Raw genomic sequence first — 16,995 nt, 5'->3', positions numbered from 1 at the left:
GTCCGAGTAGGTAGAATGCCTATTGATATCCGGCAGGCGTAAATGTAAACCTCGATGGCCACGTAATTACCGTTAAGGGCCCGAAAGGCGAACTCACACGTACGCTCCACCAGGATATGAAAATCACAGTGGCTGATAACGTCATCACTGTAGAACGTCTGTCTGACGATAAAAATCATCGTGCATTACACGGCCTCACCCGTGCCCTTATTGCCAACATGGTAAAAGGCGTTTCGGAAGGCTTCAAGAAAGAATTGGAAATCGTCGGTGTTGGTTACAGAGCACAGATGAAAGGTAAGAAACTTGCCTTGACTCTTGGCTTCTCCCATCCCCTCGAACTCGACGCTCCGGCCGGCATCACCATCGAATGCCCGAGCGCTACGCAGATCACCATTTCCGGTGCTGATAACGAAGTAGTCGGCGAATTCGCTGCTAAAGTCCGCGGCTACCGCCTGCCTGAACCGTACAAGGGCAAAGGTATCCGCTATGTAGGCGAACATGTCCGTCGTAAAGCTGGTAAAGCTGGTACGAAAAAATAAGTAACATTTAATTAGAAAGGAGCGAATTCCTTGAAGAAGAGTAAAAACACAATCCGTTTGAAACGGCATTGGCGTTTACGCAAGAACATCAACGGCACGGCAGAACGTCCGCGTCTCAACGTTTTCCGCAGCCTTAACAATATCTACGCTCAGGTCATCGACGACCAGAACGGCGTAACTTTGGTTTCCGCAAGCTCTTTGGACAAAGAAATCAAAGGGCAGAACGTCAGCGGCGGCAACGCCGAAGGCGCAAAATTAGTCGGTGCTTTAGTTGCAAAACGGGCTATCGAAAAAGGTATCACGACGGTTGTCTTCGACCGTGGCGGTTACATTTATCACGGCCGTGTTGCAGCTCTCGCAGAAGCAGCTCGTGAAGCTGGCTTGAAATTCTAATCAAGGAGGAAATAACACATGGCAAAAGTTGACCATGCAGGTCTCGAATTACAGGAAAATGTAGTATTCATCAACCGCGTTGCTAAGGTAGTTAAAGGCGGCCGCCGTTTTTCCTTCAGTGCCCTCGTTGTTGTCGGTGACGGCAATGGCAATGTCGGCGCAGGTTTAGGTAAAGCTGGCGAAGTTCCTGAAGCAATCCGCAAAGGCGTTGAAGACGCTAAGAAACATATGATTTCCGTTCCTCTCAAGAACGGTTCCATTCCCCACACGATCACGGGTATCTTCGGTGCAGGCAAAGTATTCCTGAAACCGGCTGCTGAAGGTACTGGCGTCATCGCTGGCGGCCCGGTCCGTGCCGTATTGGAACTGGCAGGCGTCCGCAACATCCTCACCAAATCGATCGGTTCTTCCAACCCGAACAACATGGTTCAGGCAACCCTCGAAGGCTTGGGCCGCTTGAAGGATGTCAACAAAGTTGCTGAACTCCGTGGCAAAACTGTAGAAGAAATTTACGGTTAATAAGGAGGATATAACAAGATGGCTCAGGTTAAAGTTACACTCGTAAAGAGTTTGGCAGGCCGTCCTGGCGACCAGCGCGCAACCATCGTTGCCCTCGGTCTCCACAAGACGAACTCCAGCGTAGTAAAAGAAGTCACCCCGCAGATTAAAGGGATGCTTCATAAAGTAGAACACTTAGTAAAAGTAGAAGAAATTTAATATAGAAGGAGGTGCGCTGAATTGAAACTTCATGAAATGAGTATTGTTCCTGGTTCCAAGAAAAAACGCAACCGCGTCGGCCGCGGCATCGGCTCCGGCAATGGCAAAACGGCTGGCAAAGGTATGAAAGGTCAGCTCTCCCGTAGCGGTGGCGGCAAGCGCCCGGGCTTCGAAGGCGGCCAGATGCCGTTGTATCGTTTGCTCCCGAAACGCGGCTTCAAAAACATTTGGGCTAAAGAATATGCAGAAGTTAACGTTTCTGTACTCAACTGCTTTGAAGACGGCACGACTGTCGATCCCGTCGCTCTCGTAGAAGCTGGCATCCTCAAGAATGTCCGCGACGGCGTCCGTATCCTCGGCAACGGTGAACTCGAAAAGAAACTCACTGTCGTAGCCAACGGCTTCACGAAATCCGCTAAAGCTAAAATCGAAGCTGCAGGCGGTAAGGTTGTAGTACCGGGAGAAGAACCGGTAGCAGAACAGTAGGGGTGAGTTGCGGTGTTAGAAAACATCCAAAACGTACTGAACGTCCCGGAATTCCGGAAACGGGCAGTCTTCACTCTCATCATGTTCATCGTTTTCAGACTCGGCGTCCATATCCCCGTACCGGGTGTGGATTCGTCGGTCATTGAGAATCTCTTCAGCAGCGGCAACTTGTTCGGACTCCTGGACTTGTTCGCCGGCGGGGCACTGAGCAAGTTCTCCGTCCTGGCCATGAGCATCACGCCGTACATCAACGCGTCGATCATCATGCAGCTGCTGACAGCCGTCGTTCCGACTTTTGAACAATGGGCAAAGGACAATCAGGAAGGCCGCGATAAAATCCAGAAGGTCACGCGGTACGGCACGGTTGTCCTGGCACTGATCCAGGCTTTCGCCATGAGCTATGCGCTGAAAGTCAACAATGCCCTCATCGTCGACAGCTGGGCCATGGTCGTCATGGTCTCCCTGGTCCTCACGGCAGGCACATGTTTCCTCATGTGGCTCGGTGACCAGATTACAGCTGGCGGCATCGGCAACGGCATTTCTCTCATCATCTTCGCCGGTATCGTAGCGCGCTTCCCGCAAGGCTGCATGACGATTTACAAGTACATCCAGGCTGGTTCGATCAACATCTTCCAGACCTTGCTTTTTGCTGTCATCGCCTTGTTCATGATCGTCGTGGTCATTGAAGTCACACAGGGTCAGCGCCGCGTCACGGTACAGTATGCGAAACGTATCGTCGGCCGTAAGATGTATGGCGGTCACTCGACACATATTCCGCTGAAAGTCAATCAGGCTGGCGTCATCCCCATCATCTTCGCTTCGTCTGTACTGATGTTCCCGATTACCATCGCACAGTTCGTACAGAATGAAACAGTCCAGTGGATTGCAAGCTTCTTTGCATGGGGCACGGTGACCAACACGGTCATGTACGCTCTCCTGATCATGTTCTTCACCTATTTCTACACGGCTATTTCGCTGAACATCCCGCAGCTCACGGAAAATATGCAGAAGTATGGCGGCTTCATCCCTGGCATCCGCCCGGGCCAGCCGACAGCCATGTATATCGATCGCATCATGACGAGAATCACCCTCGCCGGTGCCTTCTTCCTGGCCTTCATCGCCATCCTGCCGAACTTCATCGGCTGGATCACGGGGATCGAAGGGGTTTACTTCGGCGGTACGGCCATCCTCATCGTCGTCGGTGTTGCCATCGACACGATGAAACAGGCAGAATCCTTAGTTTTGAATAGACAATATCAAGGATTTATGAAATAATAAGGGGGTAGTTTGAGTGTATATTCTTTTAATGGGCCCTCCGGGTGCTGGTAAAGGTACCCAGGCTGAACGATTGATTGAAAAATATGGTATTCCCCAGATTTCGACAGGCGACATGTTCCGGGCAGCTGTAAAAGAACAGACCCCGCTCGGCCTCGAAGCCAAGAAGTACATGGACAACGGCCAGCTCGTACCGGACGCTGTTACCGTAGGCATCGTCAAAGAACGCCTCGCCAAGGATGACTGCAAAAAAGGCTTCATCCTCGACGGCTTCCCGCGCACGACCAGCCAGGCTGTATCCCTTGATGCCATCCTCCGCGATTTGGGCATCAAACTCGATGGCGTCATCAACATTGCCGTCCCCGATGAAGAACTCATCAAACGGACGACGGGCCGTCAGATCTGCCGCTCCTGCGGTGCGACATACCATGTCACATTCAAACCGTCCAAGGTGAAGAACGTCTGCGATAAATGCGGCGGCGAATTGTATCAGCGCGATGACGATAAAGTAGAAACCGTCAAGAAACGCTTGAGCGTCTACGCTGCACAGACGAAACCGCTCATCGACTACTATAAGAATTCCAATCTCTACATCGAAATCGATGGCAAACAGAGCATGGAAGATGTCTACAAAGACATCGTTGCTAGTCTTGAAAAGAGTAAATAAGCATGATTATTTTAAAATCCAAACGGGAAATTGAGTATATTCGCGAAGCTGGCCGCATTACGGCCAACGCCCTTCAGCTCATGAAGAAACTGGCAAAACCTGGCATCACGACAGGCGAACTCGACCAGCGCTGTGAAGAATACATCCGCAGCTGCGGCGCTTTTCCGAGTTGCAAAGGCTATTACGGGTTCCCGGCAACCATTTGCGCCAGCGTAAATGAAGAAGTTGTCCACGGTATCCCGGGGCACCGCAAGCTCAAAGATGGCGATATAATCAGCATTGATTTAGTAGTGAACAAGAATGGCTACCATGGCGATTCGACGGTAACGATTCCCGTCGGCCACGTTCATCCGGCGACCCTCAAGCTCTTGAAGGTCACCGAAGAAAGCCTCTATAAAGGCATCGAACAGGCCGTTGCCGGGAATCACCTCGGCGACATCGGCCACGCAGTCCAGTCGTATGCCGAATCCTTTGGATACGGCGTCGTCCGCGACTACGTCGGCCACGGCATCGGTACGGACATGCACGAAGATCCGGAAGTGCCGAACTACGGCATGGCCGGTCACGGCGAACTGCTGGAACCGGGCATGGTCCTGGCCATTGAACCGATGATCAATATGGGCACGGAAAAAGTCCGCCAGTTGAAGAACGGCTGGACCGTCGTCACGCGTGACGGCAAACCGGCAGCCCACTTCGAACATACAGTAGCCATCACGGAAAACGGTCCTGAAATCCTTACCCTTCCGGAAGAATAAGATGGAACGGACACAGATGATACCTGTCTGCACGGTCGTAGAAAGCCTGGCAGGCAGGGATAAAGGCCACTTGTATGTTGTTGTCGGCAGTCTGGCTTATCCCTACGTATGGATTGCTGACGGTAGAAAGTACAACCTGGATAAGCCGAAAAAAAAGAATTGCCGGCATCTCCGGATATTGGGAACGAGCGTATCCACTGGAAGCGCTGGTCCCGCGAGAATCAGCAATGAATGGATACGGTCCGTCTTGAACCGGGCTGTGAAGAATTGACCAGGGAGGTTACTATGTCGAAGGTAGATGTCATTGAAGTAGAAGGCGTCGTCGTTGAAGCTTTGCCAAACGCCATGTTTAAAGTCAAGCTTGAAAACGATCACATCGTACTGGCTCATGTCTCCGGTAAAATGCGGATGAACTTCATTCGTATCCTTCCGGGCGACCGGGTCACACTCGAATTGACACCGTATGATCTGAATCGCGGTCGTATCACGTACCGCTTTAAGTAAGAGTATTACGCAGGAGGTTAATGATGAAAGTAAAACCGTCAGTAAAAAGAATTTGCGAAAAATGCAAAATTATCAAACGTAAAGGCCGCGTCATGGTCATTTGCGAAAATCCGAAACATAAACAGAAACAGGGTTAATAAGCAGGAGGTGAATGAATAGATGGCACGTATAGCCGGTGTGGATTTACCACGTGATAAACGAGTTGAAATTGGTTTGACTTACATTTTAGGTATCGGTCTTTCTTCTTCCCAGAAGATCTTGGCTAAGACTGGCGTAAACCCGGATACCCGCGTTCGCGACCTGACAGAAGACGAAGTACAGAAAATTCGTGAAGTCATCAGTTCTGAATATAAAGTTGAAGGCGAACTTCGCCGTGAAACAGCACTCAACATCAAACGCCTGATCGAAGTTAATTCGTATCGCGGCAAACGTCATCGTGCAGGTCTTCCGGTCCGCGGTCAGCGCACCAAGACGAACGCACGTACCCGTAAAGGTCCGAGAAAAGCTGTAGCAGGTAAGAAGAAATAAGATTCTTTAAGTAAGGAGGGAAACGATTTTGGCTAAGAACGTAAGAAGCAACAAAAGAAAAGAAAAGAAACACGTAGAATCGGGCGCAGCACATATCCGTTCTACTTTCAATAACACGATCGTTACGATCACTGATGCAAAAGGCAATGCACTGTCCTGGGCAAGTGCCGGCGGCCTCGGTTTCCGCGGTTCCCGTAAGAGCACTCCGTTCGCTGCACAGATGGCTGCTGAACAGGCTGCCAAAGCTGCTATGGAACATGGCCTCCGTCAGGTAGAAGTTTTCGTAAAAGGTCCGGGATCCGGCCGTGAAGCTGCTATCCGCGCATTGCAGGCTGCAGGTCTTGAAGTCAACTCCATCAAAGACGTAACTCCTATTCCGCATAACGGCTGCCGTCCGCCGAAACGGAGACGCGTATAATCGTAGATAATTAACCAAGGTGTTTTGATTCTGAAATAGGAGGATTTTCCTAATGATCGATGATAACAAGTTTAAAGTTAAAACCGTCGAAATCAATGACGGCGGTACCTATGGAAAATTCGTATGTGAACCTCTCGATCGGGGTTACGGAATCACATTGGGTAATAGTTTGCGGCGTGTCCTCCTGGCATCCCTGGATGGCGTAGCAATCACTTCGATCAAAATCGATGGTGTTCTCCATGAATTTTCGACCATCCCCGGCGTTCGGGAAGATGTTTCGGAAATCATCCTCAACCTCAAACAGGTTCGGATGAAATTCCTGGACGATGATATCAACGAACTCGATATCACTGTCGATATCTCTGGTGAATGTGAATTCACTGCAAACGATCTTAACGTAAACTCAGACATTGAAATTTTGAACCCGGATCTTCATATTGCCACGCTGGATACGGACGCTGAAATCCGTATGCAGTGCCACATTGAACGCGGCAAAGGGTATGTTCCTTCTACGAAGAACAAGAAAGAAACGGATATGATCGGGGTCATCCCCATCGATTCGATTTTTTCGCCTATTGTGCGCACCAACTACGAAGTAGGCAATATCCGGGTCGGCAACGAAATGGATCACGATTCGTTGACGCTTGAAGTGACGACGGACGGCAGCATCAGTGCTGAAAACGCCGTCGCCAAGGCTGCATCCATTATGATCAGCTATTTGAATTACTTCCAGGACATCGCCACCGACGCCAAAGTCAATGACACGTTGGCTGAATTCACCAACAAAGATGGCGAAGAACCGGAAGCACCGACAGAACCGGACCTCAACGACATCAAGATTGATGTCCTCGATCTTTCCGTACGCGCTTCGAACTGCCTGAAACGTGCAAACATCTACACCTTAGGCGACCTCGTAGAACGGACGGAAGACGACTTGTCCAAGATTCGCAACCTCGGCAAGAAGTCTGTCGATGAAATCATTGAAAAGTTGCAAAAAGAAGGTTACGATTTAAAATCGAGTAACGAAGAATAGTTCGAGGAGGATGAACGATGGCTTATAGAAAGTTGGGACGAGACAGCTCCGCACGTAAAGCATTGCTGCGCAGCATTGTCACCTCTTTATTCCAGCATGAACGCATTGAAACGACAGAAGCAAAGGCAAAAGAACTTCGCAAAGTCGCTGACAAAATGCTTACCCTCGCAAAACGCGGCGACCTCCACGCTCGCCGTCAGGTCTTGGCATACATGATGGATGAAGACGTTGTCAAAAAACTGTTTGACGAAATTGCACCGAAATACAAAGATCGTCAGGGCGGTTACACTCGCATCATCAAAACTGGCGTTCGTCAGGGCGATGCTGCTCCGATGGTAATCATCGAATTAGTATAAGCTTGTAAGAAAAAAGGGGCTGTCGCAAGACAGCTCCTTTTTTGCACAAAGGAGTGATACAAATGCCATATCGTATGATGTTAGCTGTCAACTTTACACCGGAACGGCTGGACCAGGTCAAGCTCCTGGCCCTCTTGACGAAGTCGAAGGTCAAGGCTGTTACGGAAGCGGAAAAAGGCGAAACCGTCGGCAAAGTCCTGGGACTGACTGACGAAGAAATCGCTGAAATCGCCGCTATGAAACAGGAAACGGAACAGACCAAGGTCCATGAACAGATGAACGAAGACGAAAAACTTCCGCCTGTCACCAAAGAAGCGCTGATCCTCTGCGGCTTCGATAACCAGGCTGTCAACCTGCTCCTGAGCAGCATCCGCCGGGGCCGCCTGAAGAACGTGCCCCTCAAGGCCATGTTGACGCCGAACAACATTTCCTGGACTATCGAAACGATTTTGCAGGAATTGTCGAAAGAACACGAATATTTTCATAAAAAGAGGTAAGACCATGCGTCCTACGACACTTTGCTTTCCCGTCCGCCCGGACGGGAAACTTTTATTAGGCCGCAAAAAACGCGGCTTCGGCGTCAGCAAATGGAACGGCTTCGGCGGTAAGATCGAAGCCGGTGAAAACTTCCTGCAGTGCGCCGTCCGGGAACTCCGGGAAGAAACGGGTCTCATCGCCAGGGAAGAAGACCTGGAACTCGTCGGCTTCCTGGACTTTCACTTCTCGGCCTCATCGGACCTGGACCACATCGGCTTCGTCTACTTCCTCCGCCAATGGCAGGGGACTGTCCAGGAAACCGAAGAGATGGAACCGCAATGGTTCGACCCGTCAGCCCTTCCGTATGATGAAATGTGGAAAGGCGACCGGACCTGGATTCCTATGCTGCTGAAAAAAGAAAAAGTCAAAGGCATCATTACCTTTGCCGAAGATAATGAGAATCTGCAACATCTAGAATTGTATCGCATAGACAATGTATAGATTCATGAGTTAGCTAAGACGACAGATAGACAATATCTGTCGTCTTTTGCAGTCTTGAGACAATTGCGACAAAATTCGGGTCTTGACATTGTTTTGGCATTTGGTTTACATTTATTAAAGTATTAATAGGTGATAAATAGAACGTAATCATTTTTAAAACTTTATGTATGAAATCGTAATAATGCATATTAATTATGCTTTTTATTTTATGATGAAGTGGAGTTTGATGACGATGAAAACGATGAAGACGACCTTAATGAGTGCTGTCCTGCTGAGTTTGGGTATGACGGCCAGCGTATTGGCAGCACCGGCGACGACGGCCAACGTTTCCGTAGACAGCCCGTATTATGGCTATATCGAAAAATTGAGTGCCATGGGCTATCTCGATACTATGCCCAATGGGGCCAAACCGTACAGCCGCATGCAGATGGCTCAATGGGTCGTCCAGGCTCAGGATAAGGCACAGACCAAACCGATGCCGAAATACCTGGCGGACCAGGTCGATGCCCTGGCCCAGTACGTAGCCCCGGAAGTGGCTACCCTGCGCGGGGAAAAGACATATGACCCGGTGAAATTCCGCTCGGTCTCGCTGACGGCAGCAGCTCAGCTCTCGGATACGCCGCGCCATTCCTATAGCCGCACTGTCAACGCCGGCTGGCAGACCTTTGGCGCCAATCGCAATGGCTATAAATATGGCCGCGACGGCAATGGCATCTTGGAAGCCGAAATTTCCGGGAACATCGGTCATGAAACGGCTATCGCCCTGCGGCCGCGCTTCAGCTATGACAAGGACAACGACTTCAGTGCCAGCCTGGAAGAAGGTTATATCAAGACCCGTGCCGGTATCTGGGCCTTTGAAGCCGGCAAAGAAGCCATGACCTGGGGGCAGGGGGAAACGGGCAATCTGGCCTTAGGGAACAACATGCGTCCCTTGACGACCATCCAGGCGCACTTCATTGAACCGCAGAAAGTCGGCGGCTTCTTCCGTTTCCTCGGCCAGGCCGACGTCCATCTCTTCTACGGCTTCCTCGAAGGCGACCGGCATGATCGTGCGGCTGCCCGGGGTATGACGGATTACGACGATGCCGGCCTCATCGGCATCCGCGCTGACTTTTCGCCGACATCATACTTCACCTTCGGCCTGTCCCGCCTGTCCATGCTCGGCGGTGACGGCAATGGCCTGGATAGCTCCGACTGGGGCCATTGGCTCTATGGCCGCAATGACGATGCCGATAAGGACCGCTGGGATGACATTGCCGGCGGCGACTTCCGCCTGAGCCTGCCTGGCGTCACCTTCTATGGCGAACTCTACGGCGAAGACCAGTCGCATTATATGCCGTCCAAAGTCGCATACCGGGCCGGCATCTACCTGCCGAAACTGACTCATGACGGGTCCTGGGACATGACCTTGGAAATGGCCGATACCAGCGATGCCTGGTACGGCCACCAGCGCTTCAATAACGGCTGGACCTATCACGACGCCATCATGGGCGATGCCATGGGCCGCGATGCCCGCAAATACTACGGTGCCATCCGCCATTATTTGCCCAACGAAACATCCATCGGCCTCTATGCCCAGCGGACCGAAATGGAACGGGGCATGCGCATCCATCCCACAGTCAATGAATTCGGACTCACCGGTCAGACCAAGCTTGCCCAGGACGTCTACTTAAGCGGCATCATCGGCTACGCCAACGTAGAAAACGCCGACTTCACCATTCATACAGACCACGACAAATTCGCCACCGCCACCATCCAGTGGAGGTATTAGAATACGGCTCTCTTGATAGGCCCTTTTTGGCCCGTCATGGACTGACCGGAGGGAAGTGAAGGACGGTTGCCAAAACGGAGAGCCGTGCTAGAGTTGTCAGCGAAGCTGACTGAGAGGTTTCGCAGGCCGGCGCCCACGACCAACCAACCTCTCCGGCCTTTCAGGCCACCTCCCCTATAAAGGGAGGCATAACGACGAACGATCTACGATGAACGACAGGGCCCCGGCCCCACACGGAGAACAATCATGATAGATATTCACTCACATATTTTATACGACATTGATGATGGCTCTGAATCACTGGATATGTCGCTGCAGATGCTGCGCATGTCCGTCGATTCCGGGGTCACCGATATTATTGCTACGCCTCATGTCAATCGTCAGGGCCATATTCCGGCCTGGCAGACGATTCTCGACAAGGTAGCAGCCCTTCAGGAAGAAGCGGATAAGGCTCAGATTCCTATCCGTATCTATACGGGCGCGGAAGTGGAAATCAACGGGGACGCGCTGCGCTTTATGAAGGAAAATCACGACGATTATTGTCTGGCTGGCAGCCGTTATGTCATGTTGGAACTGACCGACCAGTCCCAGCCGGATATCGTCGAAAAGATGATTTATGAGCTGCAAATGCGCGGGTTCCTGCCACTTCTGGCCCACGTAGAACGCTATGAGCGCCTCATGGAGCGCCCGGAAACACTTCTGGCATGGATGAATAAGGGCGTCCTGGCTCAATGCAATACAGGCAGTTTCACGGGCTATTTCGGCTCGAAACTGCAGCAGCGCGTCCGCGACCTCTACCGCAATGGCATGATCCACTTCCTCGGCAGCGACGGGCATCGCGTGGAATCTCGCACGACGGATATCCGCGAAGCCCACGAAGAACTGGACCGCCTGGCTGCCAAGGATAAGCAGCACGTCAATCTTTGGAACACGGCGACGCGCAATGCCGAATGTATTTTAAAGAACCGCGTCTTTTATCCCGACTTGCCGTCGCACTGGCAAAAGGAGAAAAAAGGCTTTTTCCATCGTCTCTTTGGTTGAATATAGGATGTGAATACAGATGTTAAAGAAAAGTATACTGGCACTGGCCGCCGTGACCGCTTTGTGGACCGGGACGGCCTGTGCCGAAGAGTATTATATGCGGCCTGGCGATGAGCTCAACATCGTTGTCACGCAGCAGCAGGACCTGGGCAATTCATCAACGAATCAGTCGCCCTTCGTCGTCCGGCCCGACGGCAACGTATCCTTTCCCTTAGTCGGGGAAATCCACGCCGAAGGTATGACGGTCTCCCAGTTCACGGACGTCCTGCAGCAGGGCCTGGCCCGGTATATCGTCGATCCCGATGTATCCGTCAACATTTCCAAGTTAGGCCGCGTCCGGGTCTACGTCTTTGGTGAAGTCAGGAAGCCCGGTGCCGTGGAACTGGAAAAGGGCCATACCGTCATCGACGCCATCGGTGCCGCCCAGGGTTTTACGCGGGATACGGCGAAGAAGAAGATTTTCCTCATCCATCAGGACCAGCCGAAGTCGCTCATTCCCATTAACCTCAATAATATGCTCAAAACCGGCGATATGTCGCAGAACGTCACCCTTCGCGAAGGGGACATCCTTTACCTGACCAAGAACCATCGCATCGATTTTGCCCGCGATATTGCGCCGATCTTCAGTAGTATTTACATGATTACCGAAGCGAAAGACAACTTAGATAACAATTAGTATTTACCATACAGGAGTTGAACAGGGTGGAAGAAATAACCATTGATTTGAAAGACCTCTTTCAAGTTGTCATGGACAATAAAAAGAAGATTGCAGCCATCACGGCGGCCTTCATGATTGCCGGCGGGGCCTATCTGCTCGTCGCGCCGCCGGTGTACCAGTCGACGTCGCTGCTGCGCATCAAGCAGGATAAGGGCCTGGGCGATTCGATTTTGTCCAAAGTGTCCGGCGGCAATGCCATGGACGATAAACAGCGCATGATGACCGACGCAGAAATCCTCAAGAGCCGCAACGTCGTCCTGCCGGTCATCGCCCAGACAGAAGAACGTGATAAAGACGGGAAACTGCCCGATTATGATGGCTATGTCAAAAAGCACATCATTACCAAACCGTATAAAGATACAGAAATCCTGGAAGTCGACGTCACCGGCAAGTCGCCGGAACAGGCCCAGAAGGCCAATAACCTCATCATCAAGGGCTTTATGAACCGCCTGACCGAACTGAGCCATGACGAACAGAAGCGGACCCGCGAGTTCCTGGAAAAGAGGCTGGCCGCGTCCAAAGACGAATTGAGTCAGGCCGAAGATAAGCTGCAGCAGTATCAGGCCGCCAACAAGATGTACTCTACCGACGACCAGATGAAGCAGCTTACGGATAAGCTGAACATTGTCGACAAGGCTAAAGCCGAAAACCAGCTCAACCTGGAAACGGCCCAGGCTGGCCTGAGCAGCGTCAATGAACAGCTCAGCTCAGCGGGTGTATCCATCGCCGACAGCCCGGCTATCCAGCAGTATAAGACCCAGCTGGCTCAGCTGGAAGCGACCAAAGCCAGTTACGTCGGCAAATATACGGATGAACATCCGAAGATGCAGGAAATCAACAACCAGATCAACTCCACCCGCGATTCTCTGAATCAGGAAATCAGCAAAATCGTCGCCCAGCAGGCGCCGTCCAGCAATACTGTCCAGCAGGGCTTATTGGCCGATAAATTCAAGAACGAAGCGGCCATTGCTGTTGCCCAGAGCAAAAAGACGGCCCTGGACCAGATGGATTCGGAAAATGACGCCATCATCGCCTCCCTACCGGAAAAGGAACAGGGCTTCGTCCGCGTCAAGCGCGATGCCGACGTCAACAACGAAATCTATGTCATGTTGGCTAAACGCCTGGAAGAAGCCAAGGTCGCCGAAGTCATGGTGCCGAACGAAGTACAGGTCGTCGACTGGGGGACATTGCCGGAAAAACCGATTAAGCCGCGGAAAGTCCTGATTATGGCCATCATGACCTTGTTAGGTCTCATCGTCGGCATGGGGACGGTCATCGTCCAATCCCTCATGTATCGCAAGATACGGACGGCCGAAGACGTGGAAAAAGAATTGGGCCTGCCTGTCCTGGGCATGATTCCCGATACCAATACCTTGCAGAAGGAACCGGACAGCAGCCATGGCCTGTGGTCGAAACTTAGGAGGAAATTATGGCGGAAATAGATTTCATCACCCATTATGACAGCCGGTCGCCGGTAGCCGAAGCCTATCGGGCCATCCGGACGAACTTACAGTTTTCTGGTGCCGGCAAGACCTTGAAGACCATCGTCTTTACGTCGGCCATCCCAAACGAAGGGAAGTCGACGACCGTCGCCAACTTGGCCATTACCATCGGGCAGGACGATAAAAAAATCCTGCTCATCGACTGCGACATGCGCAAGCCCGTCATCCATCGCCGTTTCAGCCTGCTCAACCGGGGCCTGAGCAACTGCTTTGCCGAAGACTTGCCCCTGAAAGAAGTCATCCAGGCCGACGTCTTTCCCAACCTCGACATCGTCACCAGCGGTCCCATCCCGCCGAACCCGGCTGAACTCCTGGGCTCGAAGAAGATGAAGGCCCTCTTGCAGGAAGCAGCGGAAATGTATGATTACGTCTTCCTCGACATGCCGCCCGTCCTGGCCGTCACTGATGCCGTACTCATGAGCAGCCAGACCGACGGTACCATCCTCGTCCTGGGCAGCGGCGACATCAGCCCGGACGAAGGCAAACAAGCCAAAGAACTCTTAGAAAAAGTCCACGCCAACATCCTCGGCGTCATCTTAAATAAAGTCCCGCAGCACCACAAGAGCGGCTACTATTACTACTACTATTACGACGAAAATCATAATAAAAAACGGAAACGCCGTTAGTAGTATGGCTCCCCGGATAGGCCCTTTTTGGCCCGTCAGGGACTGACCGGAGGGAAGTGCAGGACGGTTGCCAAAACGGAGAGCCGTGCTGGAGCTGTCAGCGAAGCTGACTGAGAGGTTCTTACAGCGACCAGTCAGCTATATATCCAACTGGTCAATGTGGCATGGTTTCACGACCGGCGGCCTGCGGTCTGCGACCGGCAAACCAACCTCTCCGGCCTTTTGGCCACCTCCCCTATGAGGGGAGGCTTAACGACGAACGACGGGGCCACCGGCCCCAAACTCAACGAAAGGAATGAAAAAAGGTCATGAAGACCCGTGTCTATCCTACGTCACGTAAACTTTTCGGTTTACTCGGTGACGTGACTATCATCACCCTAACTTACATACTCCTGACCTATCTGATTATCCCGCCGAGTGCGTGGGAAGTACATCAGGCTTTATACTCGGGGATGCTGCCGATTGCCGTTATCTTCACGGTCATGATGTTCAGTATCAACGGTCTTTATACGATTGAACACAAGCGCTTCAGCGAAGTCCTGATCAGTCTGGCTGTCAGTCTCTTCCTGGTCCTCATCCTGGTCATGGCCTTGAGCTTTGTCATTCATGAATTCGCTTATTCCCGGGTCTTGATTATTTCCAGTACGGCCGTACAATTCGTCCTGCTCGGCTTTTGGAAGCGGGCCGTCCAGCGTTGGGAACAGAGCCTTCATCCCGTCCGCCGCGTCATGATTATGGGCAACGAAGACGAATGTCGTCATGTCCATTACCGCATGAGTGCCCAGCCTCAGCTCAAGCTGAAGCTCCAGCACGTCATCATGGACCCGCAGAAGGATTGGCGTCAGGAACTGGAATCCTGCGACATCGACACACTCATCATCTGCTCGGATATCCCTATCACGACTAAGGCGGATATCGTCAACTATTGTACGGATAAAGAAATCCAGCCCTACATCATTCCCGGCTCTTACGAAATCTTCTGCAACGGTGCCATGCTGCAGAAAATCGACGACATCCCGGTCTTCCGGCCCAAGAGCCTGCGTCTCAGCGTCGAACAGCGGGCCGTCAAGCGTGCCGTCGACATCATCGTGGCCGGTATGGCCGCCATCTGTGCCCTGCCCTTCGCTATTCCTGTTGCTCTGGCCATCAAACTCGGCGACGGTGGTCCCGTCCTCTATAGTCAGGTCCGTGTCGGACGCTTCGGCAAGGAATATAAAGTCTACAAATTCCGTTCCATGCGCGTCGATGCGGAAAAATATTCCGGTCCCCAGCTGGCGACAGAAGACGACCCGCGCATTACCAAAGTCGGTAAATTCATCCGTGCCACCCGCCTGGACGAACTGCCGCAGATCCTCAACGTCCTCAACGGCGATATGAGCCTCGTCGGTCCCCGACCAGAACGGCCTTTCTTCGTCGAAAAATTCAAACAAGAAAACCCCGAATACGCCTATCGCCATAACGTCAAACCGGGCATCACCGGCCTGGCCCAGGTCTTTGCAAAGTATAACACCACGCCTTATGACAAACTCGTCTACGATTTGATGTACATCGAAAACTACAGTATCTGGGAAGACTTCATCATCATGATCCAAACCATCAAGATTCTAGTCACCAAGAGCGCCACCGAAGGCAAAGACGTCAGCGGCAAAGACCTGGACCTAAGCAAATTCCAGCGCTAAAAAGCCCTTAAAGCCTCCCCTGATAGGCCCTTTTTGGCCCATCAGGTGCTGACCGCAGGGAAGCGCAAGATGGTTGCCAAAACGGAGAGCCGTGCTGGAGGTGCCACGAAGTGGCGGAGAGGTTTCGCGTGGGGACCGATTGCGGTGGTAGGGTTCTTTCTCAAGACGGTTGCCAAAACGGAGAGCCGTGCTGGAGGTGCCACGAAGTGGCGGAGAGGTTCTTCCTATTTTTACAAAGGATGGAGTCATTATTATGTTTCATAAATCACCTTTGGTAAGTGTCATTATGCCTACATATAATTGTGCTGCCTATATTGGCACATCTATTGAATCTGTTATTTCACAAACGGTAACGGACTGGGAAATCCAAATCGTTGACGATTGCAGCACGGACAATACCCAATCTGTTTTGCAACCTTATTTAAAAAAATATCCCAATATTCATTATTACTGTTTACCTGAAAATGGAGGCCCTGCTGTGGCGCGAACTGAAGCCATTAAAAGAGCATCTGGGAAATATATTGCTTTTTTAGATAGCGATGATTTATGGTTTCCTGATAAATTAGAAAAACAAATTTCCTTTATGGAGAAAAAAGGGGCTGCTTTTTCGTGTACGGCATATGCTCAGATGGATGCTGACGGTAATCCTTTGCACACTGCTTTATATCCGCCTGAACAAACTGATTATAAACGGTGTATTCGCTTATCGAATCCTATCGGTAATCTGACAGCTATGTATGATCAGGAAGCTTTAGGAAAATTTGCTGTTCCCTTGATTAAAAAACGTAATGACTTTGCCCTGTGGCTCCAGATTTTGAAGAAAACGCCGTTTTGCTAGGGAGTGTAAAATAGTTTGTGTAAATCGGTATTGCATGAATCTACTTTATGCCCCATACTGGGTAAACAAAGATAAGGACGGTAACAGAATGGCAAAGTGTAAAACTCCACCAACTMACCCCAGGCGAGCAGATTGCTCAGCAAATCCTCAACAACTACGACATCAAGAGCG

At 51.4% G+C, this 16,995-nt stretch carries 23 protein-coding genes and 1 pseudogene; all 24 read left to right on the top strand.

What is annotated here, in order from left to right; translation table 11 throughout:
- Positions 1-539 (top strand): annotated as a pseudogene (gene rplF, locus NM10_RS11630) (50S ribosomal protein L6); the annotation flags it as partial.
- 30 nt (positions 540-569) lie between these two features.
- Complete coding sequence (rplR, locus tag NM10_RS11625; RefSeq protein ID WP_014015751.1) at positions 570-932, top strand: 50S ribosomal protein L18; 363 nt, start codon at positions 570-572, stop codon at positions 930-932.
- 18 nt (positions 933-950) lie between these two features.
- Positions 951-1,451: a 30S ribosomal protein S5 gene (gene rpsE, locus NM10_RS11620; RefSeq protein ID WP_020311738.1), complete on the top strand. Its 501-nt coding sequence runs from the start codon at positions 951-953 to the stop codon at positions 1,449-1,451.
- Between the two features lie 18 nt (positions 1,452-1,469).
- Entirely contained in the window at positions 1,470-1,649 is a 180-nt protein-coding gene (gene rpmD / locus NM10_RS11615; RefSeq protein ID WP_014015753.1) for a 50S ribosomal protein L30, read from the top strand.
- A gap of 21 nt (positions 1,650-1,670) precedes the next feature.
- Positions 1,671-2,135, top strand: coding sequence for a 50S ribosomal protein L15 (rplO, locus tag NM10_RS11610; protein ID WP_020311737.1), 465 nt, complete (start codon positions 1,671-1,673; stop codon positions 2,133-2,135).
- A gap of 12 nt (positions 2,136-2,147) precedes the next feature.
- On the top strand, positions 2,148-3,410 hold the full coding sequence (gene secY, locus NM10_RS11605; RefSeq protein ID WP_020311736.1) for a preprotein translocase subunit SecY: 1,263 nt from the start codon (positions 2,148-2,150) through the stop codon (positions 3,408-3,410).
- A 16-nt stretch (positions 3,411-3,426) separates the two neighbouring features.
- Positions 3,427-4,077, top strand: coding sequence for an adenylate kinase (locus NM10_RS11600; protein ID WP_014015756.1), 651 nt, complete (start codon positions 3,427-3,429; stop codon positions 4,075-4,077).
- A gap of 2 nt (positions 4,078-4,079) precedes the next feature.
- A complete protein-coding gene (gene map / locus NM10_RS11595) occupies positions 4,080-4,832 on the top strand; it encodes a type I methionyl aminopeptidase (protein WP_020311735.1) in 753 nt (250 codons plus the stop codon).
- 1 nt (position 4,833) lies between these two features.
- A complete protein-coding gene (locus NM10_RS11590; RefSeq protein WP_014015758.1) occupies positions 4,834-5,103 on the top strand; it encodes a KOW domain-containing RNA-binding protein in 270 nt (89 codons plus the stop codon).
- Between the two features lie 14 nt (positions 5,104-5,117).
- Positions 5,118-5,336, top strand: coding sequence for a translation initiation factor IF-1 (gene infA, locus NM10_RS11585; RefSeq protein ID WP_014015759.1), 219 nt, complete (start codon positions 5,118-5,120; stop codon positions 5,334-5,336).
- A gap of 23 nt (positions 5,337-5,359) precedes the next feature.
- Entirely contained in the window at positions 5,360-5,473 is a 114-nt protein-coding gene (gene rpmJ / locus NM10_RS11580; RefSeq protein ID WP_020311734.1) for a 50S ribosomal protein L36, read from the top strand.
- A gap of 22 nt (positions 5,474-5,495) precedes the next feature.
- Positions 5,496-5,864, top strand: a complete 369-nt coding sequence (rpsM, locus tag NM10_RS11575) for a 30S ribosomal protein S13 (protein ID WP_020311733.1) — start codon at positions 5,496-5,498, stop codon at positions 5,862-5,864.
- Between the two features lie 28 nt (positions 5,865-5,892).
- The gene (rpsK, locus tag NM10_RS11570; protein ID WP_014015761.1) at positions 5,893-6,282 is read left to right on the top strand and encodes a 30S ribosomal protein S11; all 390 of its coding nucleotides are present in this window, start codon (positions 5,893-5,895) and stop codon (positions 6,280-6,282) included.
- A 52-nt stretch (positions 6,283-6,334) separates the two neighbouring features.
- Complete coding sequence (locus NM10_RS11565; RefSeq protein WP_020311732.1) at positions 6,335-7,315, top strand: DNA-directed RNA polymerase subunit alpha; 981 nt, start codon at positions 6,335-6,337, stop codon at positions 7,313-7,315.
- A 17-nt stretch (positions 7,316-7,332) separates the two neighbouring features.
- Positions 7,333-7,671, top strand: coding sequence for a 50S ribosomal protein L17 (gene rplQ / locus NM10_RS11560; protein WP_014015763.1), 339 nt, complete (start codon positions 7,333-7,335; stop codon positions 7,669-7,671).
- Positions 7,672-7,733: 62 nt separating this feature from the next.
- Positions 7,734-8,168, top strand: coding sequence for a DUF3783 domain-containing protein (locus NM10_RS11555; RefSeq protein ID WP_239639729.1), 435 nt, complete (start codon positions 7,734-7,736; stop codon positions 8,166-8,168).
- Positions 8,169-8,172: 4 nt separating this feature from the next.
- Positions 8,173-8,649 carry an 8-oxo-dGTP diphosphatase gene (locus NM10_RS11550; protein ID WP_020311730.1) on the top strand — a complete coding sequence of 159 codons (477 nt, stop codon included), beginning with the start codon at positions 8,173-8,175 and terminating at the stop codon, positions 8,647-8,649.
- Positions 8,650-8,890: 241 nt separating this feature from the next.
- Positions 8,891-10,420: a capsule assembly Wzi family protein gene (locus NM10_RS11545; protein WP_147675879.1), complete on the top strand. Its 1,530-nt coding sequence runs from the start codon at positions 8,891-8,893 to the stop codon at positions 10,418-10,420.
- A gap of 246 nt (positions 10,421-10,666) precedes the next feature.
- Positions 10,667-11,461, top strand: coding sequence for a tyrosine-protein phosphatase (locus tag NM10_RS11540; protein ID WP_020311728.1), 795 nt, complete (start codon positions 10,667-10,669; stop codon positions 11,459-11,461).
- 19 nt (positions 11,462-11,480) lie between these two features.
- Positions 11,481-12,137: a polysaccharide biosynthesis/export family protein gene (locus NM10_RS11535; protein WP_020311727.1), complete on the top strand. Its 657-nt coding sequence runs from the start codon at positions 11,481-11,483 to the stop codon at positions 12,135-12,137.
- A gap of 26 nt (positions 12,138-12,163) precedes the next feature.
- The gene (locus tag NM10_RS11530; RefSeq protein ID WP_020311726.1) at positions 12,164-13,621 is read left to right on the top strand and encodes a GumC family protein; all 1,458 of its coding nucleotides are present in this window, start codon (positions 12,164-12,166) and stop codon (positions 13,619-13,621) included.
- On the top strand, positions 13,609-14,307 hold the full coding sequence (locus NM10_RS11525) for a CpsD/CapB family tyrosine-protein kinase (RefSeq protein WP_020311725.1): 699 nt from the start codon (positions 13,609-13,611) through the stop codon (positions 14,305-14,307). Before NM10_RS11530 ends, NM10_RS11525 begins: the two co-directional genes overlap by 13 nt.
- 308 nt (positions 14,308-14,615) lie before the next feature.
- On the top strand, positions 14,616-15,986 hold the full coding sequence (locus NM10_RS11520; RefSeq protein WP_071601861.1) for a sugar transferase: 1,371 nt from the start codon (positions 14,616-14,618) through the stop codon (positions 15,984-15,986).
- Between the two features lie 253 nt (positions 15,987-16,239).
- Complete coding sequence (locus NM10_RS11515) at positions 16,240-16,824, top strand: glycosyltransferase family 2 protein (protein WP_020311723.1); 585 nt, start codon at positions 16,240-16,242, stop codon at positions 16,822-16,824.
- Positions 16,825-16,995 lie beyond the last annotated feature (171 nt).

The organism is Megasphaera sp. NM10 (genome assembly GCF_000417505.1).
Classification (GTDB): domain Bacteria; phylum Bacillota; class Negativicutes; order Veillonellales; family Megasphaeraceae; genus Megasphaera; species Megasphaera intestinihominis.
The sequence above is the reverse complement of the archived record's forward strand: the minus strand, read 5'-3'. Positions and strand labels throughout refer to the sequence as shown.